Raw genomic sequence first — 23,084 nt, forward strand, 5'->3', positions numbered from 1 at the left:
AAACGGGAACACTAAGAAGTGATACTTTATTAAGACCTTCTGGTTCTACTTCAAGCATATGGTTTAAAGCAGAAACAGTCATAACTTTTGAAACTGGACAAGCTGGAAAAGTAAAAACGGGAACACTAAGAAGTGATACTTTATTAAGACCTTCTGGTTCTACTTCAAGTATATGGTTTAAAGCAGGAACAAAAATTATTTTTGCTACAGGACAAGCTGGAAAAGTAAGAACTGGAACACTAAGAAGTAATACTTTATTAAAACCTTCTGGTTCTACTTCAAGTATATGGTTTAGTGCAGGATCTGTTGTTACTTTTGACAATAGTGGAGGCGTAATATAATGTCATAAGGGTGTATGATAAATTTCGCTTTTGTACTAAAATAATAGCAGGCCCGAATGTTTTGCGCGAGGGATTGCAGTAGAAATCTCCACAGCCTGAACCTCTTTTGGCGAATTGCAATGAAAAGCCTACTCCTTATGTCGCGCCCAAATACGCAACAAGTAAAATTTGTGATACACCTATGTTACAATTAAACCCTAAAAAAGGATGTTTGGATTCAAACATCCTTTTTTAGGGTTTAATATTCAATTCTGGTATAATTACATAAAATTATTTCTTTTTTCCTTTTTGTTGTTCAGCTTGCTCCATTAATTCTTTCATCTTAGTCTGAAACTTACCTTGCTTTTTAGGTTTCTTTTTATTTTCCTGAATTTTAGCATGGATTTTATCCTCATCGATAATAACATTTTTAATCACTAACATTATCCCTATAGTAATAAGGTTCGAAATAAAATAATACAGAGATAATCCACTTGCATAATTATTAAAGAAAAACAACATCATTAATGGAGACAGATACATGATAAATTTCATGTTAGGCATTCCTGGTTGTTGCGTTTGCATTGTTTGTCCTGTAGTCATCATCATATATATAAATATTGCTATCGATGCCAATATTGGAAACAAACTAATATGATCTCCATAAAAAGGTATGGTAAAGGGCAACTCTGCTATAGTATCGTAACTAGATAAATCATCTGCCCATAAAAAACTTTTTTGTCGCAATTGAAACGCACTTGGAAAGAAGTTAAATAGTGCATAAAAGACCGGGATTTGCATTAATGCAGGCAAGCATCCACTCATAGGGTTTACCCCTGCTTTGCCGTAAAGAGCCATTGTTTCTTGTTGCCTCTTCATTGCATTGTCTTTATGTTTTTCGTTGATTTCTGTAATTTCGGGGCGTAAAACTTTCATTTTTGCCTGCGACAGATAGGATTTATAAGTAACCGGAGACAATACAATACGCACAATAATAGTCATAACCACAATTGCAATACCATAAGGTAAGAAACCACTTAAAAAACCAAAGAACGGGATAAACAAATACCTGTTTATAATCCCAAAAATCCCCCAACCTAACGGTACAATCTCATCCAAATTACGATCATATCCATTCAATATGTTATAATCTGTAGGACCGTAATACCAATCCATAGTATAATTAAGTTCTCCTGCTTTTAACTCTAAAGGCATTATAGCCGAAAACTCTTTTGTTACTTTTATATCTTTATCTTCTAAATCGGTATTACCTGCTATGTTTTTTGAGGTAAAAGAGGCTTTCTTAAACGGGGTATCGGTAAGTAATACCGAAGTAAAGAAATGTTGTTTAAACCCTATCCAACTTACTTGTTCTTCTTCATCATCTGTAAATTCTCCTTGCCCGGAAAAACCATCCTTATCACCTTCGTACTCATAATGAATATCTGTATAGCGGTTTTCATAAGAAGCGCTCTTTGCATGTCTAATGCCCTGAAGTTTCCAATCCAGATTAATAGTCTGGCTATTATTGAATACTTGTTGCAATCCTTGAGATTTAATGGCAAAATCCACCATATATTCGTTAGGTTTAAGCTCATAGCGATATTCTAAAAATTTAGAATCCGAGACTTTAAGTTTCATAGATAAAACTGTATTCTCTCCGTTTTTAGAAACCGAAGGTTCAAAAAATAAATCTTTTGTATTTAAAATCCTATTATCGGTTGTTCCAAAATTAATATTGAAAGAAGCATTTTTGCCATCTTTGATTAGATAAACGGGTACAGAATCATAAGTTTTAAAATTTTTCAACAATGCTTCCGATATATAACCTCCTCTGTTATTTATTTTCAGGCTTAAAACTTCGTTTTCAATTTTTGTAAATTCCTCTCTTGCAGAAGGTAAGCTAGCAGAATATGCGAATGCTCCTAATTGAGATTTAGCATTATCCAATGCTACAGAGTCTTTTGGATTAACTACAATAGCTTCACTTTCTGTTACAAAATCCTTACTATTTTCGGTATTAGGTTTTTTCTCTGATTCTACTTGCTCTTTTTTTGCTTTTTCGGCCTCTATTTCTTCTGGGGTAGGTTGGTTTAGATAAAACATCCAAACTATGATTCCAAAAATAAGTGCAAATCCAATTATCGAATTGAGATCAAATTTCTTTTCTTCCATGTATTAATGTATAAAAAGCCTTTATCATATTTAAAAAGGCTTTCATGATTATATATTGTTGCTTTATAATTTCAATTATCTAGCCAATCCATATTACTGTGACACTTTGGCATTTTTTTTATTCTTCGAATATTCTACTGAAGCCTTTACAAAAGCTATAAACAGAGGGTGAGGGTTTGCAACTGTACTCTTATATTCAGGGTGATATTGTACTCCTACAAACCAAGGGTGTTCTGAAATTTCTACAATCTCAACCAAACCTGTTTTAGGGTTAATCCCTGTTGTTTTAAGTCCTGCTGCTTCTAATTGTTCTTTATAGTCATTATTATATTCATAACGATGACGATGGCGTTCTGTTATTGAAGATATTCCATAAGCATCAAACGCTTTACTGTTTTCAACTAATTCACAATCCCAGGAGCCTAATCGCATTGTTCCTCCCATATCTGTAACATTTTTCTGTTCCTCCATTAAGCTAATAACAGGTTGAGGTGTATTTTCGTCTACTTCTACAGAGGTTGCTTCTTTTATTTTCAATATATTACGAGAGTATTCGATAACCGCCATTTGCATTCCTAAACAAATACCAAAAAAAGGTAATTTATTTTCTCTTGCATATTGTACTGCTTTTATTTTTCCTTCTGTACCTCGTTCTCCAAATCCCGGAGCCACCAATACTCCATCAAGGTGTGCTATTTTTTTCTGTATAGTGTCTTCATCGATATACTCTGAATGAATACTTACTACATTTACTTTTACTTCATTTTCTGCTCCTGCATGTATAAATGCTTCTAAAATGGATTTATAGGAATCCTGCAATTCTACATATTTACCTATAAGTCCTATTGTTACCTGGCATTTAGGATTTTTATGTCTTTCCAAAAAGCTATTCCATTTAACCAAATCCGGTTCATCATCATCCTGCAAGACCAATTGCCTTAATACCACTTTATCCAATCCTTCTTCTAACATTAAATTAGGGACATCATAAATTGTGGATGCGTCTATAGATTGTATTACTGCTTCTGGCTTAACATTACAAAAAAGCGCTAATTTTCTGCGTAAATCCTCAGATAATTCGTGTTCTGTTCTACAGACCAAAATATCTGCTTTGATCCCGCTTTCCATTAAGGTTTTTACACTGTGTTGTGTGGGTTTTGTTTTTAATTCTCCTGCCGCAGAAAGGTAAGGTATCAACGTTAAATGAATAACCAGGGCGTTGGTATCGCCCAATTCCCATTTTAACTGGCGAACTGCTTCTATATAGGGCAGGGATTCTATATCCCCAACAGTACCCCCTATTTCTGTAATAACAATATCGTAGTTTCCGCTTTTTCCCAAAATCTGGATTCTTTCTTTAATCTCGTTGGTTATGTGTGGCACTACCTGAACTGTTTTTCCTAAAAACTCTCCTCGTCGTTCTTTTTCTATAACACTTTGATAAATTCTACCAGTAGTAACATTATTTGCTTGAGAAGTTGGAATGTTTAAAAACCGCTCATAATGCCCAAGATCCAGATCTGTTTCTGCTCCATCATCGGTCACATAACATTCTCCATGCTCATAAGGGTTTAACGTTCCGGGATCTACATTTATATAAGGATCCAATTTCTGAATTGTAACCCTGTATCCTCTTGCCTGCAATAATTTAGCCAGAGAGGCTGCTATAATTCCTTTTCCTAAAGAAGAAGATACACCTCCGGTTACAAAAACATATTTGGTATTAGCCATGAAAACTAAATATTTAGTAAGATTGTATTAAAATTTTGCGCAAAAGTACGAAGAAAAGTATAACAACGAATACTTCTGAAAAACTAAATACATACCTCAGAATAAAGACTTGACCCATTTGAGCTATTTGCGGTATAAGAATACGGTCAAAACCATAGTGTTTTGAAACTACTAAGTCATTCGTTTTTAAGATTTTTTTTACATGAAGCAGGTACTTATTAAAACGGTTCTAAAGAAAACGAAATCCTAAAATAAAATCAAAAAACCTTTTTTCAGAGTAACACATTTGCTATTTATGACACTTACTTAATATTATATTATTTTTGCTCCCTGTTAAATGTTATGTTTCTGATTGCAGAAAAAAACAAAGGACTAACTAAAAAAGAAAAAAGACCTCTGTGCGTAACTATTTAAACAACTCTACTATGAAAAATCGCATTATAACACTCTGCATGTTGCCATGTATTATACTCATGGTTCAAACCAGCAGGGCACAACTACAACATACTCATCTATTTGCTGAAATATCGGGCTACAGGCATACCCTTTTTCAGGAAAACAGCTTTTTTGATGGTGAGATAGGAATCGGTTTCTTAACTAATTTTTGGATATCTCCGGAAGTTGGCTTTAGCTACTCTTTTGGTGGACTTGAGGAAATTACAACTATTGATCCTTTAGCTCCTAACCTTGCCACAAAAAGTATATTAAAGACAACATACAGAGCGCAACTATTAACCTTAAGTCCAAAAATCACTATCGGAAAAAATAGTGATGATTTATGGTGGGTTATACAACCCAAATTTTTAACAGGAAACCTAACCGTAAAAAGGGATGATCTCTCTTTATCAAACACAGAGGATCATTATCGTGCAACCTCAAAAGAGAACAATAGTTATCTTTCCTTTTTTACACTATCTGTAGGGTTGGAAGGGTATCCGTTCGAATCCGAAAAAATATCTTTAGCCTTTTTTATAAAGTACACAACCATGCAACTTAACGATAAATTTAACTTTCCCGATACCCCCAATATTGATGTCTCTACTCCAACGCTTGGAATTGGATTTAGGGTGTGTTTCAGTCCTTTTAAAAAATAACAAAAAAACCTGTACACTGTTAATGACGGTATACAGGTTTACAATCGTTTACAATAACCCGGAAGCTATTCTTCTTCCTGATCTGCTTTATCAGTTTTTTCAGGTTCAGAAAAGTCTGTCAATCCTTTGGATTGCAAAATATTATACCACTGTATAACCTTTTTCATATCGCTGGAATATACTCTTTCCTCATCATAATCTGGTAATACCTCAGCAAAGTATTCTTCTAATTTATTTTTGGATTCCTTATGACTTATGGTTTGCTCTCCGTTTTCTTTTTCATATATCTTTTTAAAGATTTCTCTTAATGGCACCTCTTCTGTAAGGGTATAAATTGCAATTTCACTTAACACACTTACATTGTGTCGTATACTTACAGACAACCTCTTGCCATCTATTAAAGATTCTGCCAAAAAACCACTTCTGGTTTGTGTTTTTAACTCATATAGACCAGGTTTACCCGAAATTGCTAATATTTTATCTAAACTCATATATTTTTATTTATGATATAATCTTTTTTGAAGACGACATAGAAACCTAACTATAAACAACTTATACAAACTAAAATTATCTATACATCTCTTATTATTTTCTAAAGTTGGCAAATATCTGTAGTTCTTTTTAAAAAATCAAACAGTAGCCAACATAAATGTTAAAAGTGACCTGAAAATCATCTTCCTTTTTTCACAGAAGGAAAACGCATACGGTATTCCGAATTAATTTTACCTTTAGAAATATTAGCTAGTTTCCCTTTGATTAAGCGTTTTTTAAGACTTGACAACTTATCGGTAAATAAAATTCCTTCAATATGATCGTATTCGTGTTGAATTACTCTTGCTGCCAATCCATCATAAATCTCTGTATGTTCTACAAAATTTTCGTCAAAGTAATTTATTTTGATTCTCTCTTTACGAAAAACATCTTCCCGAATGTCCGGAATACTCAAACACCCTTCTGTAAAAACCCACTCTTCTCCTGTTTCTTCAAGGATGGTTGCATTTATAAACACTTTTTTAAAGTCTTTTAACTCTTTTGCTTCTTCTTCAGATAATTCTTCATCTTCAGAAAAAGGTTCTGCATCTACAAGAAACAACCTGATTGAAAGTCCGATTTGAGGGGCTGCCAACCCAACTCCATGAGCATTATACATAGTTTCGAACATATTTTCTAAAAGCCCTGACAGATTTGGATAATCTTTATCTATTTCTTTAGCCTTTTTTTTCAATACAGGATCTCCGTATGCTACGATTGGAAGTATCATATTTTATTTTTCTTATTTCTTTTTATTACTCATTGATTATACAGATAATCCTGCAATATAATTGTTGCGCTAATCTGATCTACCAGTGCTTTATCTCTACGTTTCTTTTTTGAAATCCCGCTAGCAAGCATTGTATCAAAAGCTATTTTGGAAGTAAAACGCTCGTCTATTCTTTTTACAGGAATATCTGGAAAACTATCTGCCAGTTTTAATAAAAAAGGTTGAATCAGTTTTTCACTTTCCGAGGCTTCACCATGTAACCTTTTAGGCTCTCCTACTACAAAAACCTCCACTTCTTCATTAGACACATAATCTTTTAACCAAGATAACAGGTTTTTTGTATCTACAGTGGTTAACCCCGAAGCGATTATTTTAGATTCGTCTGTAATTGCTATCCCACAGCGTTTCCCCCCATAATCAATTGCCAAAATACGTGCCATGCTTTTTTTTTTGCAAAAATATAATATTATTACAAAAATCACTGTATTTATTAATGGTTTCCTAAAATATGGTTTATCCGTATGATTTTAAAAGGAAGCTATTATCTTTACCAAAAAATTTAAAGTCCATGAACCAACTAAAAGAAATCATAGAGAAAGCCTGGGAAAACAGGGAACTTTTAAAAGAAACTTCTACCCAAGAAGCTATACGTGAAGTTATTAGCTTATTAGATTCTGGTAAACTTAGAGTAGCAGAACCTGTTCAGAGTGGCTGGCAAGTAAATGAATGGGTAAAAAAAGGGGTTGTTTTATACTTTCCTATCCAAAAAATGGAAACTCTGGAAGCTGGTATATTTGAATACCATGATAAAATACCTTTAAAAAGAGGGTATGAAGCTAAGGGTATTCGTGTTGTTCCAAATGCTGTTGCCAGACATGGTGCATATATCTCCCCTGGCACTATATTAATGCCTAGCTATGTAAATATTGGGGCTTATGTAGATCAAGGAACAATGGTAGACACATGGGCAACCGTTGGTAGCTGTGCACAAATAGGAAAAAATGTTCATTTAAGCGGAGGTGTTGGAATTGGTGGCGTATTAGAACCACTACAAGCGGCTCCTGTAATTATAGAAGATAATGCTTTTATTGGATCCCGATGTATTGTAGTTGAAGGTGTACGAGTAGAAAAAGAGGCTGTTCTTGGGGCTAATGTAGTACTTACTGCTTCTACAAAAATTATTGATGTAACAGGAGACTCTCCTATAGAAAGAAAAGGAGTGGTTCCTGCCGGATCTGTTGTTATCCCGGGGAGTTACACTAAAAAATTTAATGCTGGTGAATACAACGTTCCTTGTGCATTAATAATAGGTAAGCGCAAAGAAAGTACTGATAAGAAGACGTCTCTTAATGATGCGCTTCGAGAATATGATGTAGCTGTATAAAAAACCAAACCTTGCGTGGAGGTACTTATACAGAGGTGAAAAATTTTCTATACAAGATATTGTTTTTTATTATCTTGTATAGAAAATCAAATTGAAGTGGTTTAAACTTTTTTGAGTTGAACGACACCTTGTATCTTATACAAATACAAGGGCTTTTTCCTTATATATCAGAACCTGGAAGTTGTGAGTCATAACGACTTACTATATTGAAGCACAATTAGAGTTAGTTACAGTATTATATATCAAAAGAATCTCTTGCTCCAATGCAGGGTTTGATTATATAAAGCTTAGAGGGTTAGAAAAAAGTAAGGATTTTAACCGTTTCAATATCAAAAAATACTCTAACTCGCATTTATTTTTTTTACAAAACAAGTTACTATATTAATGCAACGAATAAACTATTATTATTTTTGAAAACAAACAATCCTTTTCTTGTTCTATTATTTAAAAAATTAGCACTGGTTTTAGTTCTCTATCAAATAAGCAGGATTCTATTTTATATTTTCAACAATAATCATTTTAGTAAAGTTAATTACTTAGATTTTTTATATGGATCCCGTTTTGATCTTTCGGCTATTTTATATAGCAATTTTTTAATTATAATAGCACTCTCAATACCCGGGACTTTTAAATACAACTCTTTATACCTAAAAACAATAAAAATCCTTTTCTTTATCATCAATGCAATATTTTTATCTACTAATTTTATTGATATTGAATATTTTAAATTCACAGGAAGACGTAGTTCTTTTAGCATGATAACAGCAAAAGGAATGGAACAAGAAATCCCTGCATTATTATATTCTTTTATATTAGAGTTTTGGCACATCCCTTTGCTTTTAACCTTATTATTAATTTTATTCTGGAAATCTATCCCAAAAATAAAAGGAACTGTTAAACCAAATCAACAAACAAAAAAAGATTATATCATTCAAACAGGAATGCTTCTTTTTATTCTGGGCTTAAGCTTTCTAGGAGCAAGAGGAGGAATACAAGAAAAGCCTTTACGTAGAATTCATGCAATAAATCATGTAGGAATACATAACGTATCATTGGTTTTGAACACTCCTTTTTGTATTTTAAAAACTTTGGTAAAAAAAGGAGACCTCACCAATCTTACTTATTATAAAGAAAAAGATCTTCCGCTTTTTTTCAATCCGATCAAAACATTCAATCCGGACACAACCAGTATTAAAAAAAATGTAATAATCCTTATTTTAGAAAGTTTTGGAGACGAAAATATTGGCTTTGACAATAATGGCTTAGGATACACCCCTTTTTTAGATTCTTTAATAACACAATCTTTATATTTCAAAAATGCGTTTGCCAACGGAAGATTATCTATAGATGCTGTTCCTTCTATATTATCAAGTATTCCTAGCCTGATGGAGGGTAATTTTATTCACTCTACTTATGCTTTTAACAAAACCAATAGCTTGCCTGCTCTCCTTAAAAAAGAGGGATATTACACTTCCTTTTTTCATGGTGCTTTTAATGGTAGTCAAAATTTTGACCAATACGCCAAGATTGCCGGTTTTGAAGATTATTTTGGAAAAAATGAATATCCGTACCCCGGTGGTGAAGATGGGCGTTGGGGTATTTTTGATGAAGAATTTCTACAATTTTTTGGTGAAAAATTAAACACTTTTAAAGAGCCATTTTTTTCTACCTTATTTACCATATCTTCTCACAACCCCTATATTATTCCTGAAAAACATAGAGAAAAATTCCCAAAAGGAACTGAAAAAATACATGAAAGCATAGGGTATACTGATTACTCGCTTAAAAAGTTTTTTGAATATGCAAAAAAACAAAAATGGTACAACAATACTTTATTTGTTTTATCAGCAGATCACTGTTCATCTGCCGGAACCGGGTTTTACAAAACAAAACTCGGAAAATTTTCTATTCCAATTTTATTTTTTGACCCTTCAAACCCTAATTTAAAAGGAGTAAACTATAAAAATTTTCAACAAATAGATATCCTTCCCAGCATCTTAGAATATCTTAACTATAAAGGAACAATTCTTACTTTTGGAAATGAACTTTCAAAAAACGACAGGATCATTGCTTTTTACCAAAGCGGAGTATATCATTTTGTTAAAAATGAATATTATCTAATCTTTGACGGAACAAAAACTATTGGTTTTTATAATTGGGTTCAAGACAGGATGCAAATAAAAAATCTCACACACAATAACAATAACAGTAAAGAGTTACAAAACATAGAAAAAGAAGCTAAAGCTTATATCCAAACCTTTAATACTAGGGTCATCAACAACAAATTAACTCCTGAGTAATATATGGCTAAAATCTTGGTTATTCAACAAAAAATGATCGGCGATGTGCTTACAAGTACTATTATTTGCGAAGCATTAAGAAAAATACACCCCGATGCTACTATTGATTTCCTGGTTAATTCCAATACAAGACCTGTTATTGCAGAAAATCCATTTTTTGATAACATTATAGAGTTTAAAAAAAAGCATAAAAGTAGTAAAAAAGAGTTTTTTACTTTTTTAAAGCAATTACGCAGGTCTGAATATGATCATGTAATCGATGTATACGGAAAATTAGAAAGTAACCTTATTACTTTGTTTTCTGGTGCCTCAACAAAAGTATCTTTCTATAAATGGTATACTCAGTTTTTATATACCAAAACTATCAAAAGAAGTTCTATTCCCATAACAAATGCCAGTATTGCGATAGAAAACAGGTTACGGCTAGTTTTTCCTGAGGACAGCATAGTGTCAGAAATAACCAAACCTAAAATATTTCTAACTAAAGAAGAAAAGGAAAAAGCCAAAGAGTTTTTAGAATCTAATGGTATTTTGGCAACCGCTCCTATAATAATGATTAGTGTTTTGGGAAGCGAATCAAGAAAAACATTACCTTTTGAATATATGGCAAAAGTAATAGATACTATTGCTAATGACACAGGGGCATATATTCTTTTTAATTATATGCCAGATCAGGAAAATGATGCTCGCACTATTTATAACTTAACAAATTACAAAACAAAAAAATATATTCACCTGGATGTATTTGCAAAAAGCTTACGGGGTTTTCTTGCTATATTATTTCACTGTAATGCTTTAGTTGGTAATGAAGGTGGTGCTATAAACATGGGAAAAGCTCTAAATATACCTACTTTTACTATTTTCTCACCATGGATACATAAAAAAGATTGGAATATGTTTGAAGATGGGGAAACACACGTATCTGTTCATTTATCCGATTATTTACCTGAATTATTTTTACAGAAAAAAACGAAAGAACTTAAAAATAAATCTTTAGAGCTTTACCTTTTTTTAAAACCTGAATTATTCATTAATCAATTGTCTGTTTTTTTGAGTAAAAACTTGTAATTTGCACTTTAAAATTAAATCATCATAGAAAAAACCACTTCACATAGAGAAAAAGTTACGGCTATTATTCCTTGCTTTAACGAAGAACATAATATTAAAGAGGTCTTAGAATCTGTTTCTTTTGCTGATGAGATAATGGTTGTGGATTCTTATAGCACAGACAGAACTGTAGAAATTGCAAAAGAGTATACTGATTTTATTATCCAAAGAAAATTTGATTATCCGTCTACCCAAAAAAACTGGGCTATTCCTCAGGCAACACATCAATGGATATTATTGGTTGATGCAGATGAAAGGGTTACTCCCGAACTTAAAAATGAAGTTCTGGAGATTTTAAAAGCCCCTGAAAAAGATGGTTTTGTTGCATATTGGATAAAACGAATGAATCATTTTATGGGAGAACGTATTCATTATAGTGGATGGAGAAACGATAAAGTCATTCGCCTATTTCATAGGGACAAATGTAAATATGACAACAGACATGTGCATGAAGAGATTGTTGCCCAAGGAAAAATTGGAATGCTAAAAAGTAAGTTTTATCACAATACTTATACTACTTTTGATGCTTATATCCATAAACTAAACAGGTATGCTACATGGCAAGCAGAAGATTATGACAAAAAAACCAACCGCCTAACTCCTTTTCATTTTATAATCAAGCCTTTTTGGGGATTTTTCAAACATTATATCATACAAAGTGGTTTTAGGGATGGTGTTCCCGGTTTGGTCATAGGCTATGTACAAGGATATGCTGTTTTTATGAGATATGTAAAGCTGTGGTTATATCGCAGAAACAGAAAATAAAACTAAGAATTTCTATATTTTTTCTTCCAAAAAAATATTTTCTTTTTCATAGCTATTTTACCGTGGTATTTTTTTTGAAATGCCTCTGTGAGTGCCCACATCTTTTGATAAATCAAAGATTCGTCCTCTCCTGTTAATTTAGCATACTCATCAGACATAACTGCCACCATTTCTTTTTTGGGAGTTAGCCTCGAAAAGTTACGAATCCTTGCATCCAAATCCAGTTCTTTAAACTCCATTCTGTTAAGGTCCACCAAATAAAAATCATATCCATAATCGGTTTTTACGATCAATGTATTTCCTGGGGAGTGATCCAAAAAAAGTACTCCCTTTTGATGTAAATCATAAGTAAACCTTGTAAAAGCCCTTAATATTATTTCATGATCCGGATAATCCGGTTGATGCACCAGTTCTCTATATGTAAGATTATACTCTAGTAACTCACTAACATAATAACTTTTTTTGAACAAAAAAGGTGTTGTATAAAGATCATAAGCTAATGGAAATGGTGTTTTAATTCCTAGTTCCAATAACTTATTTGCATAATTATAAGATCGCTCTGCTTTTGATTTTCTAAAAAAACGATATGCAATTTGATTTATAAGATTGGGAATTTTAAAGGACTTAATAGTATATTTTTTATCTTCTATTTTTACAATTTTTATAACATTTCGCTCTGCATCTCCCAGAGTATCCTGATATACATCAAAATTGGCTATAGTTTCTTTTACCTGAGTTTTGACAGATGTATAATCTGTATGTATAATAAACTTATTTTGCATTTTATCTTAGTAACAGGAAAGGTGTGTTTTGATTATATTTAAGTCTCAGAATACTAATTTTAAAATAAACTATACCCTTATATACTTATTTATACCATTTTCACACCAAACACTTTTATTTTTAATAGCCTTTTCTTGTATAGCATCATTAATATTCAACTTGTGCTTTGAGCTTTCTTTATGCCAGATATGATAAATAATCGCCATAAACTTTAAACGCTTGCCTTTGACTCCCTTGTTTATTAATCTTGCAACTAATTCAGAGTCTTCTCTCCCCCATCCTGTCATATCTTCGTTATATCCGTTTATCGATATAAAATCAGATTTCCAATAAGATAAGTTACACCCTCTTAACTTTTTGGACAGTGTATTTTGTTTACCATATAAAACTTTTCCTAAAAAGGGTAAATGAATATTCCTTCCTCGTTTTTTAATTCCTTTAGTAAAAAGAGAAAAATTTATTTTCTTTTCACCAAACAATGTTTTCAAAAAAACCTCTTGAATATTAACCCTTGAACCATATAGGTATGTGTTTTTCTCAATACCCCTAAGATGATCCGATACAAAGTATTTGTGAACAATACAATCCCCGTCTAATTGAATAATATAATCTGATTTTGTTTTAGAGATAGCTAAGTTTAATATTCTGGTTTTTCTAAACCCTTCATCTTCATGCCAAATATGATATAATGGAACAGGAAAATCTTGTTTGATTTTTTCTATTAACTGTTTAGTATCTTCAGTAGATCCATCATCTGCTATCAAGACTTCAAAAGGCAATACTTTTTGTTGTTTGATACTCATCAAAACCAACTCTAGTGCTTCTACCCAATTATAAGTAGTTATTATTAATGCGATGTTAACGTTCATTAATTACTTCTTTATATAAATCTAAAGTATTTTTTGCTAACTGTCTGGAAGTAAACCTTTCCATAAGAATGGTATATGATCTTTCTGCAAAAATTTCTTTCTTAGAATCATCTGACAGAAGTGTTTTAAGGTTATTTGCCAGTCCTTCAAAATCCCCTACATCATTTAAAAAACCAGTTTCGCCATCTGTAATAGCTTCAGGAATACCTCCTGCTTTTGTAGAGACAACAGGGATTTTTTTATAAAAGGCTTCATAAATTGTAATTGGTAACCCTTCCCGCTCAGAAGACATAAAATATACATCAAACTGAGTCAAAACATCCATCGCATTTTCTACAAATCCTGCAAAATGAATATAATTCTTTAATTTATATTCTTCGACCAGAGACATAAACTCTTCCGTATATTTTGAAAAATCTCCTATTTGAAAGAAAAACACATTTTTAACCCCTAAAACATTCACCAAATGATTAATTGTTTTTACATAAGTCTTTAAATCTTTTGCCCTGGTATGATTGGCAATATTACCAATAACAAAAATTTCACTTTTGATATTATATTCTTTTCTAATATCTAAAGCAGCTTTATTTTCTGCTCTTTCTAATCTAATCCCATCATAAATAACTTTTAATTTATGGTGGTTTTTTGGCTTGAGAGTATCTTTAAACGATTCCTTTACCGCTTTCGACACACAAATAACACTCTTTATATTTTTATAATTATACTTATATAAACTTAACCCTCTTTTTGTTGTACTTATTCCTTTTTTTGAAAAAACTATAGGCCTTTTTAATTTATATATAAGATCCGCCAATACACAAGTCGTTACAGAATTACTTGTATGTATATGAATTAAATCTATATCATTTTCATCAACCGCATTTTTCAAAAGCTTTAATAATGCAAAAGAATAAGATTTTCTTTTTGGCACACTAACATAACTAATACCTTGATTTGCAAGACACTCCTCAAGTGGAGAGCCTTTAAAACAAAATACTATATTCTCTACCCCCAATCTTTCTAAATCATACGTAGAATCGACTAACTGTCTTTCGTTCCCTCCCCAACTATTAGCTCCAGAGACATGTAAAACTTTCATAAAAAAGATAAATAATTTATAAGCAAATATATAGTAATTAATAATTAAATGAAGGATTTTTAGAAATCAAAACCAATAATCATCTCGTCTTAATTTGTTAGTCAAATACCCCGGGGCAAGCCCTCAGCAGAAACTTTCTCCTTTATTTCAAAACAAGCTTCGGAGAATTAAACTCTTCAATACGGATCAAGCCCTAAAAGAGTCCTTTGTATGAATATCCATAACCTTGTTTAAAACAACTTGTTTATCAGCAATCCATAACCTTTTTCTTATTATATTTTATTTACATATCAATGTAAAGGTCAAAACCAAGCTTCTTTTGTATTTTTGCTTTTTTATAATAATTATTTAAATGGTTGATCAACAAATAGAATTAGAAAAAGCACTTACTGTATTAAAAAGAGGAGGAATCATCCTCTACCCTACAGATACAATTTGGGGTATTGGTTGCGATGCCACTAATGCTGAGGCTATTGACAAAATATTCGCGCTCAAAAACCGCAAAGAGAGTAAATCGATGATATGTTTAGTGAGTGATTTTAAAATGTTACAACAATATGTAGAAGAAATACCGGAAGTTGCTTATGATATTTTAAAATATGCAACCAATCCTACAACTATTATATATGACAGACCATTACGGGTTGCAGAAAACGTAATAGCCAATGACAACACACTAGGTATAAGAGTAGTTAGAGATCCTTTTTGCAGTAAATTAATCAAAAAATTAAAACGCCCAATCGTTTCTACATCAGCAAATATTAGCACTGCTGCTACCCCAAAAAACTTTGAAGAAATATCAAAAGCTATTTTGGAAGGCGTAGACTATATCGTAAATTTGCCTTTACAAAACAAAGGGACTAAACCTTCTTCTATTATCAAAATTGGCGGGGATAGTACTGTAAAAATTATCAGGAAGTAAATTGATTCATGTCGGAAGTTAAAAACTACAAAGAAGCATTAGATTATCCAATTTTTAATACAATCACAAAAGCTTCAGAAAACATACACACAGACAGTTACGTTATTGGCGGATTTGTAAGAGATTATATTTTGCAAAGAGGGATTGCCAAAGATATTGATATTGTAGCAGTAGGAAGCGGGATAGAACTGGCACAAGAGGTTTCTAAACTTTTGCCTGGTAATCCAAAAATACAGGTTTTTAAAACCTATGGTACTGCAATGCTAAAATTTGATGATATTGAAGTAGAGTTTGTTGGTGCCAGAAAAGAGTCTTATACTGAAGATAGCCGAAACCCCAAAGTAGAAAACGGAACTTTGGAAGACGATCAAAACAGGCGGGATTTTACAATTAATGCTCTTGCATTGCGATTATCCAATCAAAATTTTGGAGATATTTTAGACCCTTTTGGGGGACTGGAAGATCTAAAATCAAAAATAATTCGCACTCCTCTGGATCCGGATATCACTTATTCTGATGATCCTTTAAGAATGATGAGAGCAATTCGTTTTGCCACACAACTTAATTTTAAAATAGAATCTGCCTCATTAAAAGCGATTACCAGTAATAAAGATCGAATCAAAATCATCACCAAAGAACGAATTGTTGATGAGCTAAATAAAATTCTTTTAAGCACAAAACCTTCCGTTGGCTTTAAATTACTGGAACAAACAGGGCTTTTAGGTTTTATTTTACCCGAACTTATTGCTCTTAAAGGAATTGATGAAGTAGAAGGGCAAAGACATAAAGATAATTTTTATCACACCCTGGAAGTGGTAGATAACATTTCTGAAAATACCGATGATCTTTGGTTACGATGGGCTGCATTATTACATGATATTGGCAAAGCCCCTACAAAGCGGTTTAACAAAAAAGCTGGTTGGACTTTTCATGGGCATGAATTTGTAGGATCCAAAATGGTGTACAAATTATTTAAGCGCTTAAAAATGCCATTGAATGAAAAAATGAAGTTTGTACAAAAAATGGTATTAATGAGTTCCAGACCTATAGTAATTGCTTCAGAAGTCACGGATTCTGCTGTACGACGACTAGTATTTGATGCAGGGGATTACATTGAAGAACTAATGACGCTTTGTGAAGCAGATATTACTACCAAAAATCCTAAACGTTTCAAAAAGTACCATAATAACTTTAAGGCCGTTCGACAAAAAATGATTGAAGTAGAAGAACGGGATCAGGTTCGTAATTTTCAACCCCCGGTTACAGGAGAAGAAATCATGGAAACATTTAATATCCAGCCTTCCCGAGAAATCGGAATCATAAAAGAAGCCATAAAAGAGGCTATTCTTGAAGGAGAAATACCTAATGAGCATGGAGCTGCATATTTATTTATGATTAAAAAAGGGGAAGAACTAGGACTAAAGAGTAGCTAAGAATCTAAATTTCAAAGGCTATAAAACTATAGTTTTTGAAATTTTAATTTAATACTAAATCAATTATGAGTACATTCAAAAACCTGATAATTTGGCAAAAATCGATGGAATTGGTCACTAATATATATCTTGAAACAAAAACATTTCTTAAAGAAGAATTATATGGCTTAACTTCTCAAATAAGAAGAGCATCAATTTCAGTTCCTAGTAACATCGCTGAAGGTTATGGAAGATTAGGTAAAAATGATTATTTAAGATTTTTAAATATTGCTATCAGTTCACTTTTTGAATTACAGACTCAATTAGAAATAGGAAAGAACCTTTCTTTTATTCAAGAAAACAATTTCAATGTTTTGTTTGAAAACACTAGAGAAATTGAGCGTATGTTAGTTAGCTATATCAAAAAAATCAAAGATTCTTAATAAAAATTATACTTTTCTTAGATTCTAAGCCCCCCATGTCTTAGATTCTTCTTAACAAAAAAAAAAATGAAAAAGGATAACAAAAGTGTAATATACTGGTTGCTCACAGGATGTCTGTTAATTTTTATAATGGTAGTTGTAGGTGGTATTACCAGACTTACCCATTCTGGATTATCTATATCCAATTATAAGCTAATTTCAGGAACAATACCACCAATGAATGAAGCAGAATGGAATGCCGCTTTTGATTTATACAAACAATATCCTGAATACCAAAAAATAAATAATCAATTTACCTTAGAAGATTTTAAAGATATTTATTTCTGGGAGTGGTTACACCGCGTTATCGGAAGATTTATAGGTGTCGTTTTTATGATTCCTTTTGCTTATTTTTTAATCCGAAAACAGCTTACCGGATCCACTATAAAAAAATGCTTGGTATTGATGTTTTTGGGTAGTTTTCAAGGGTTTTTAGGTTGGTTCATGGTAAAAAGCGGATTGATTGACAGACCCGATGTAAGTCACTATCGACTTGCAATGCACCTCACAGCTGCATTTATAACTTTTGCATACACTTTATGGGTTGCATTAGATCTAATATATCCTGAAAAGAAAATAACAGACATCAAATTCCGAAACCTTATTCGGTTCACGTTAGCAATACTTTTACTTCAAATTATATATGGGGCGTTTGTTGCAGGATTAGATGCTGGTCTTTTACACAATCATTGGCCATTAATGAATGACGGGGCTTTAATCCATGAGTCTGTTTACATCGAGCAGTCCCCAATTATAAATAATTTTATTGAAGGAAAAAGTGGCGTTCAGTTCGTTCACCGGTATTTGGCATATATAGTTGTTGCACTTATCTACATTATCTGGCGAAAAAGCAAAAGAATTAAAAAAAACAATACGCAAAAAAATGCATTAAACACATTATTGATTATCGTTGGTATTCAATTTTTACTTGGCATATTTACATTAATATACAGAGTACCTATAACATTGGGAGTACTCCATCAAGTCGTTGCTTTCTTTCTTCTTGGCACAATGACTTTTTCATTACACCGTTTTAGCAAATAACAATCCTTTTATAGTATCTTTGCATTTTTCAAATTAGTTAAGAATGATTTACCGTTTCAGAGTTATACTGGACACCGAAGAGGATGTGTTTAGAGATATTGAAATTGAACAAGATGACACTTTAGAGCAATTTCACAATGTAATTACTCAATCTTTTGGATTTGACGGAACCGAAATGGCTTCCTTTTACATAAGTGATGAGCAATGGAATCAAGGCGAAGAAATATCCTTGTTTGATATGAGTGATAGTAGTGACCCTGTTCGATTAATGAGTGAAACTACGCTTATAGATGTAGCTCATGAAAATTCTCCCAGATTGATTTACGTTTACGATTTCTTGAATATGTGGACATTCCTGGTAGAATTAGCAGAAATAGTAGAATATGAAACTGGTAGAGAATATCCAAATGTAATGTATACGCACGGACAAATACCTGATGAAGCCCCGGACAAAGAATTTAAAGCAGATGATTTAGATAATTTTGACGAAGAAGAAGATTTTGTAGATTTGGATGAATATGATGATTTTGGTTTTGATGAAAACTGGAATTAACATAATCCGCTTAAAACCAAATCACTATTTTTAGTATAATATACTCGGGTCTTAAAATAAATAAAAACCTGTAACATTTTGCTACTTTGTAGCTTTGAAACCCAAAAGACATGATTAATCTATATAGTACTCAAATAGAATCTTTATCGGTTCATAAAATAGGAAATAAAAACAAAAACGAAAGTATATTCCTGTCTGAATCTGCATATACTCTTAACGATGAATTAACTGCTCTACTAAAAGAGTATTTTTTTAAACCTTTTAGAGAAAAAGAAGAAAATTATTTTCAGTTTGTAAACGAAGTAGATGTAGAATTTAATCCATTATATAAAATTGTAACCGAGATTTTTGAGGAACCATCTTCTGTACATGAAAAATCCAAACGAATAGCTTCATTGCTTTATGAGCAATCTCAACACCCGCATATCAAAAGTGGCGAATTATATGTTACGTATTTGGATAATGTTACTATTGACAATGAAAAGGTAGATGCGATTGGGATATTCAAATCAGAATTAAAACATGATTTCCTACAATTTGATGAAAAAGAATCTATTATAGAATTATTAATTCAACAAGGAGTAAATCTTAATAAATTAGATAAAGGGTGTTTAATTTTTAACCATAAAAAAGAAGAAGGTTACAAGATTCTTTCTGTAGACTCCAACCGATACGATACCAAATATTGGTTAGAACATTTCTTGGGGGTAGATGCATTTGCCGATGAAAATTTTTACACAAAAAAGTACATGAAATTCTGTCAGGACTTTGCTAAAGACGTTGTACTACCCGCCGAAGATAAAAAAGAAGAGGTAATGTTTATGAATCGTGCAGTGAATCATTTTGCAAAAAACGATACTTTTGAAGAATCTGCTTTTTTGAATGATGTAATCGATAATCCCGATTTAATACCAGAATTTAAACATTATAAAGAAGAAAAAGCACCAAAATACCATATAGAAGACCTTACTACTTTTCCTATTGCAAATAATGCAGTAACCGCAGCACGTAAAAAAATTAAAAATGTCATAAATCTGGATACCAATGTGCAGATAAAAATGGATTTTATAAATCCTGAATCCGCAGAAAAGTTCGTAGAAAAAGGCTGGGACGAAGAGAAACAGATGTATTATTATCTGGTATATTTTAACAAAGAGCAAAAAAGCTAAAATAGCCTGAAACCATATATCTAAACTTTTGTATCTAGCATTAGAATAGTATTTAAAATAAATCTCTAAAAATGGATTTTATTCTGGTAGGTATTGTTGCTTTATTAGGATCAGGATTAACCTTCTTTTCTGGTTTTGGGCTAGGCACATTACTACTTCCTGTATTTGCTTTATTTTTCCCTATAGATATTGCAATTGCTTTAACTGCAATAGTACACTTACTTAATAACCTCTTTAAGTTAACCCTTGTTGGCAAAAAAGCAAACATCCAAACTGTGCTTCGCTTCGGACTACCCGCAATTTTATTTGCTTTTTTAGGAGCCTATACGCTTACCAAACTTACATATTTAGAGTCTGTATACACCTACTCTCTTTTTAATAAAATGCATGAAATAACTATAATAAAAATATGTATTTCAGTTTTACTTATCTTTTTTTCGCTTTTTGATTTAATCCCAAAATTAAAACGATTAGAATTTGATATAAAATATCTGCCTCTTGGTGGTGCACTTAGTGGTTTTTTTGGAGGACTATCTGGTCATCAGGGAGCTTTACGAACTGCTTTTTTAATACGAGCAAAACTTAGCAAAGAAGCTTTTATAGCTACAGGAGTTGTTATCGCATGTTTTATTGATATTTCCAGACTGGCTGTATATGCAAAAGATCTTTTTTTGTTAGAAGACAAACTTAATTATCCAATGCTATGTACTGCCACTATAATGGCTTTTACAGGAGCGTATCTAGGAAATAAGTTTCTTAAAAAAGTAACCATACATACTATTCAATTAGTAGTAGGAATTCTATTAATCATTTTTGCGGTTCTCCTTGGTATTGGGGTTTTATAAGGTTTAAGTCGGGTGTCGGATGTCGGAGGTTGGATGTCAGAAGTCGGGTGTCAGAAGTCGGGTGTCAGAAGTCGGGTGTCGGAGGCTGGAAGTCAGTAAACGTGAAATATACTTTTGCCCTACAGTAAACACTCATTTTTTAAACATAAGTGTATATTTTCTTACTGTAAATTCTTATTTTTTTCGACTGTTAGTAGATATTTGATGATAACCGGTCTTCGAATGCCGCATCCCACAATGTATTACCATAAACCCTGAGCTTCGAACATCTCCACCTGCTATGCAATCCTTATAAAAGACACCTTAGTACCCCTGCCCTTGATATACTTGCTCCCGGCTGCCAGGAAGATACTTTTAAGTGCCGGGAAAGGGTATTATAGTGCCGGGAGAGTAGTACTAACCGCCGGGAAGGGTCTCTGTACTTACGGGAAAGGTAAACATACCTACGGAAGCATTTTTGATTGCTGGGAAGGGTATCTATACTTACGGGAAGGACAAACATACCTACGGGAAGCATTTTTGATTGCCGGGAAGGGATACTACACCACCGGGAACAGCTTCTGTATAGCTGGTGACATAAAATAAACTACGGGAACGGTGAACATAGTGCCGGGTTTCGGGTCTATATTTATTAAATCTTTAAATTATTAATATTTTTAAAATTAATCTCTGTATTTATGTATTTTTGCCCTTGAATTCCTACCCAATAAAAAAATCAATATTTATTTAATTTTTAATGATGAAGAAAAATATATTTCTATTCGTAAGCTTTTTGCTTATCTCTTTTATTAATTTTTCACAGACAAATGTTTATCCGCCGAATGGTAATGTAGGTATTGGAACTACGAATCCTACGGAAAAACTCGATTTAAGCAAAGATTCATACTACAATAATGTTAATGATAGTGGAATAAAATTAGGTAATTCTAATGAGGAGAGCGTTAACAATAATACATCTTATGGCTATATCTTTAAGACTCTTGGCGATCAATGGGGAGCAAGATTAAGCATTATACAAAAAACTAGGGCAGAAAATGATCAAGAAATATTTAGTGTAAAAAATCATAATATTGGTATTGGAAACATTAATCCTACAGAAAAATTGGATTTAAGCAAAGACGTTTATTATAACAGTGTAAATAATAGTGGAATAAAACTAGGTAATTCTAACGACCAAAGCGTTAACAACAATACGTCCTATGCATATATTTTTAAAACACTTGGAGATCAATCAGGAGCAAGATTAAGTATTGTACAAAAAACCAGAGCTGAAAGTGACCAAGAGGTTTTTTCTATAAAGAACGGCAATATAGGCATTGGAACTATTGACTCAAAAGGATACAAACTTGGTGTTAAAGGAAAAATAGCAGCAGAAGAAGTAAAAGTAGCATTATATAATACTTGGCCAGATTTTGTATTCGAAAAAGAGTACAACTTACCGACCTTACAAGAAGTAGAAAATCACATTATCCATAAAGGGCATTTAAAAGATATCCCTTCTGCTAAAGAAGTAGAAAAAAATGGAATTCAACTAGGGGAAATGAACGCCAAACTACTTCAAAAAATTGAAGAACTTACCCTATACATGATTGAGCAGAATAAGAAAACAGAGCAGCTTCAAAAAGAAGTGATTTTACTGAAGAAAAAAATAAAATAAGTAAGACGACGGAGGTCAGAAGTCGGGTGACGGAAGTACGAAAATCGAGGTCAGGGACAAAAACAAAGTTCTGCATCGCTCTTCGGGTTTCTAGCATAACTTAAAATAGTAA

The 23,084-nt window shown here is 32.3% G+C and carries 22 protein-coding genes; 14 read left to right on the top strand and 8 right to left on the bottom strand.

All coding sequences use genetic code 11. From position 1 onward, the window contains the following. A partial coding sequence (locus tag ACZIYX_RS21630; protein ID WP_462684346.1) for a hypothetical protein occupies positions 1–341 on the top strand: 341 nt, incomplete at its 5' end. Between the two features lie 270 nt (positions 342–611). Here ACZIYX_RS21630 and yidC read toward each other — a convergent pair. Further along, on the bottom strand, positions 612–2,495 hold the full coding sequence (gene yidC, locus ACZIYX_RS21635) for a membrane protein insertase YidC (RefSeq protein ID WP_462684347.1): 1,884 nt from the start codon (positions 2,493–2,495) through the stop codon (positions 612–614). A 93-nt stretch (positions 2,496–2,588) separates the two neighbouring features. Next, the gene (locus tag ACZIYX_RS21640; RefSeq protein ID WP_462684348.1) at positions 2,589–4,226 is read right to left on the bottom strand and encodes a CTP synthase; all 1,638 of its coding nucleotides are present in this window, start codon (positions 4,224–4,226) and stop codon (positions 2,589–2,591) included. Between the two features lie 425 nt (positions 4,227–4,651). Here ACZIYX_RS21640 and ACZIYX_RS21645 point away from each other — a divergent pair, with 425 nt between their 5' ends. After that, positions 4,652–5,320, top strand: coding sequence for a hypothetical protein (locus ACZIYX_RS21645; RefSeq protein ID WP_462684349.1), 669 nt, complete (start codon positions 4,652–4,654; stop codon positions 5,318–5,320). 65 nt (positions 5,321–5,385) lie between these two features. On the opposite strand, the gene ACZIYX_RS21650 is transcribed toward ACZIYX_RS21645, so the two are convergent. From ACZIYX_RS21650 to ruvX, 3 genes are all read right to left on the bottom strand, one after another. Then, entirely contained in the window at positions 5,386–5,811 is a 426-nt protein-coding gene (locus ACZIYX_RS21650; protein WP_462684350.1) for a DUF5606 family protein, read from the bottom strand. Between the two features lie 179 nt (positions 5,812–5,990). Next, positions 5,991–6,581: a peptide deformylase gene (gene def, locus ACZIYX_RS21655; protein WP_462684351.1), complete on the bottom strand. Its 591-nt coding sequence runs from the start codon at positions 6,579–6,581 to the stop codon at positions 5,991–5,993. A gap of 29 nt (positions 6,582–6,610) precedes the next feature. Continuing rightward, complete coding sequence (gene ruvX / locus ACZIYX_RS21660) at positions 6,611–7,021, bottom strand: Holliday junction resolvase RuvX (RefSeq protein ID WP_462684352.1); 411 nt, start codon at positions 7,019–7,021, stop codon at positions 6,611–6,613. A 128-nt stretch (positions 7,022–7,149) separates the two neighbouring features. Between ruvX and ACZIYX_RS21665 the strand changes: the two genes are divergently transcribed. From ACZIYX_RS21665 to ACZIYX_RS21680, 4 genes are all read left to right on the top strand, one after another. Beyond that, the gene (locus ACZIYX_RS21665; RefSeq protein ID WP_462684353.1) at positions 7,150–7,965 is read left to right on the top strand and encodes a 2,3,4,5-tetrahydropyridine-2,6-dicarboxylate N-succinyltransferase; all 816 of its coding nucleotides are present in this window, start codon (positions 7,150–7,152) and stop codon (positions 7,963–7,965) included. Positions 7,966–8,375: 410 nt separating this feature from the next. Then, positions 8,376–10,265, top strand: coding sequence for an LTA synthase family protein (locus tag ACZIYX_RS21670; RefSeq protein WP_462684354.1), 1,890 nt, complete (start codon positions 8,376–8,378; stop codon positions 10,263–10,265). 3 nt (positions 10,266–10,268) lie between these two features. Then, complete coding sequence (locus tag ACZIYX_RS21675) at positions 10,269–11,333, top strand: glycosyltransferase family 9 protein (RefSeq protein WP_462684355.1); 1,065 nt, start codon at positions 10,269–10,271, stop codon at positions 11,331–11,333. A 24-nt stretch (positions 11,334–11,357) separates the two neighbouring features. Further along, entirely contained in the window at positions 11,358–12,137 is a 780-nt protein-coding gene (locus ACZIYX_RS21680) for a glycosyltransferase family 2 protein (RefSeq protein WP_462684367.1), read from the top strand. 2 nt (positions 12,138–12,139) lie between these two features. Here the strand turns inward: ACZIYX_RS21680 and ACZIYX_RS21685 are convergent, their stop codons facing one another. The 3 genes from ACZIYX_RS21685 to ACZIYX_RS21695 form a co-directional block, all read right to left on the bottom strand. Then, positions 12,140–12,919 carry a Kdo domain containing protein gene (locus ACZIYX_RS21685; RefSeq protein ID WP_462684356.1) on the bottom strand — a complete coding sequence of 260 codons (780 nt, stop codon included), beginning with the start codon at positions 12,917–12,919 and terminating at the stop codon, positions 12,140–12,142. A 69-nt stretch (positions 12,920–12,988) separates the two neighbouring features. Beyond that, entirely contained in the window at positions 12,989–13,789 is an 801-nt protein-coding gene (locus tag ACZIYX_RS21690) for a glycosyltransferase family 2 protein (RefSeq protein WP_462684357.1), read from the bottom strand. Next, positions 13,779–14,888: a glycosyltransferase family 4 protein gene (locus ACZIYX_RS21695; protein WP_462684358.1), complete on the bottom strand. Its 1,110-nt coding sequence runs from the start codon at positions 14,886–14,888 to the stop codon at positions 13,779–13,781. Before ACZIYX_RS21695 ends, ACZIYX_RS21690 begins: the two co-directional genes overlap by 11 nt. Positions 14,889–15,240: 352 nt before the next feature. On the opposite strand from ACZIYX_RS21695, the gene ACZIYX_RS21700 reads away from it, so the two are divergent. The 8 genes from ACZIYX_RS21700 to ACZIYX_RS21735 all read left to right on the top strand — a co-directional run bounded on the left by ACZIYX_RS21700 (position 15,241) and on the right by ACZIYX_RS21735 (position 22,972). Next, the gene (locus ACZIYX_RS21700) at positions 15,241–15,810 is read left to right on the top strand and encodes an L-threonylcarbamoyladenylate synthase (protein ID WP_462684359.1); all 570 of its coding nucleotides are present in this window, start codon (positions 15,241–15,243) and stop codon (positions 15,808–15,810) included. Positions 15,811–15,818: 8 nt separating this feature from the next. Continuing rightward, positions 15,819–17,243, top strand: coding sequence for a CCA tRNA nucleotidyltransferase (locus ACZIYX_RS21705; protein ID WP_462684360.1), 1,425 nt, complete (start codon positions 15,819–15,821; stop codon positions 17,241–17,243). 65 nt (positions 17,244–17,308) lie between these two features. Next, a complete protein-coding gene (locus ACZIYX_RS21710) occupies positions 17,309–17,665 on the top strand; it encodes a four helix bundle protein (protein WP_462684361.1) in 357 nt (118 codons plus the stop codon). Between the two features lie 66 nt (positions 17,666–17,731). Beyond that, positions 17,732–18,748 (top strand): COX15/CtaA family protein, encoded by a 1,017-nt coding sequence (locus ACZIYX_RS21715; RefSeq protein ID WP_462684362.1) that lies wholly within the window; start codon positions 17,732–17,734, stop codon positions 18,746–18,748. Positions 18,749–18,791: 43 nt separating this feature from the next. Beyond that, entirely contained in the window at positions 18,792–19,301 is a 510-nt protein-coding gene (locus tag ACZIYX_RS21720; protein ID WP_462684363.1) for an IS1096 element passenger TnpR family protein, read from the top strand. 110 nt (positions 19,302–19,411) lie between these two features. Next, on the top strand, positions 19,412–20,470 hold the full coding sequence (locus tag ACZIYX_RS21725) for a nucleoid-associated protein (RefSeq protein ID WP_462684364.1): 1,059 nt from the start codon (positions 19,412–19,414) through the stop codon (positions 20,468–20,470). Between the two features lie 71 nt (positions 20,471–20,541). Next, entirely contained in the window at positions 20,542–21,315 is a 774-nt protein-coding gene (locus ACZIYX_RS21730; protein WP_462684365.1) for a TSUP family transporter, read from the top strand. Between the two features lie 739 nt (positions 21,316–22,054). Continuing rightward, positions 22,055–22,972 carry a hypothetical protein gene (locus ACZIYX_RS21735; protein ID WP_462684366.1) on the top strand — a complete coding sequence of 306 codons (918 nt, stop codon included), beginning with the start codon at positions 22,055–22,057 and terminating at the stop codon, positions 22,970–22,972. Positions 22,973–23,084: the final 112 nt, after the last annotated feature.

It is taken from the genome of Aquimarina sp. (assembly GCF_977115655.1).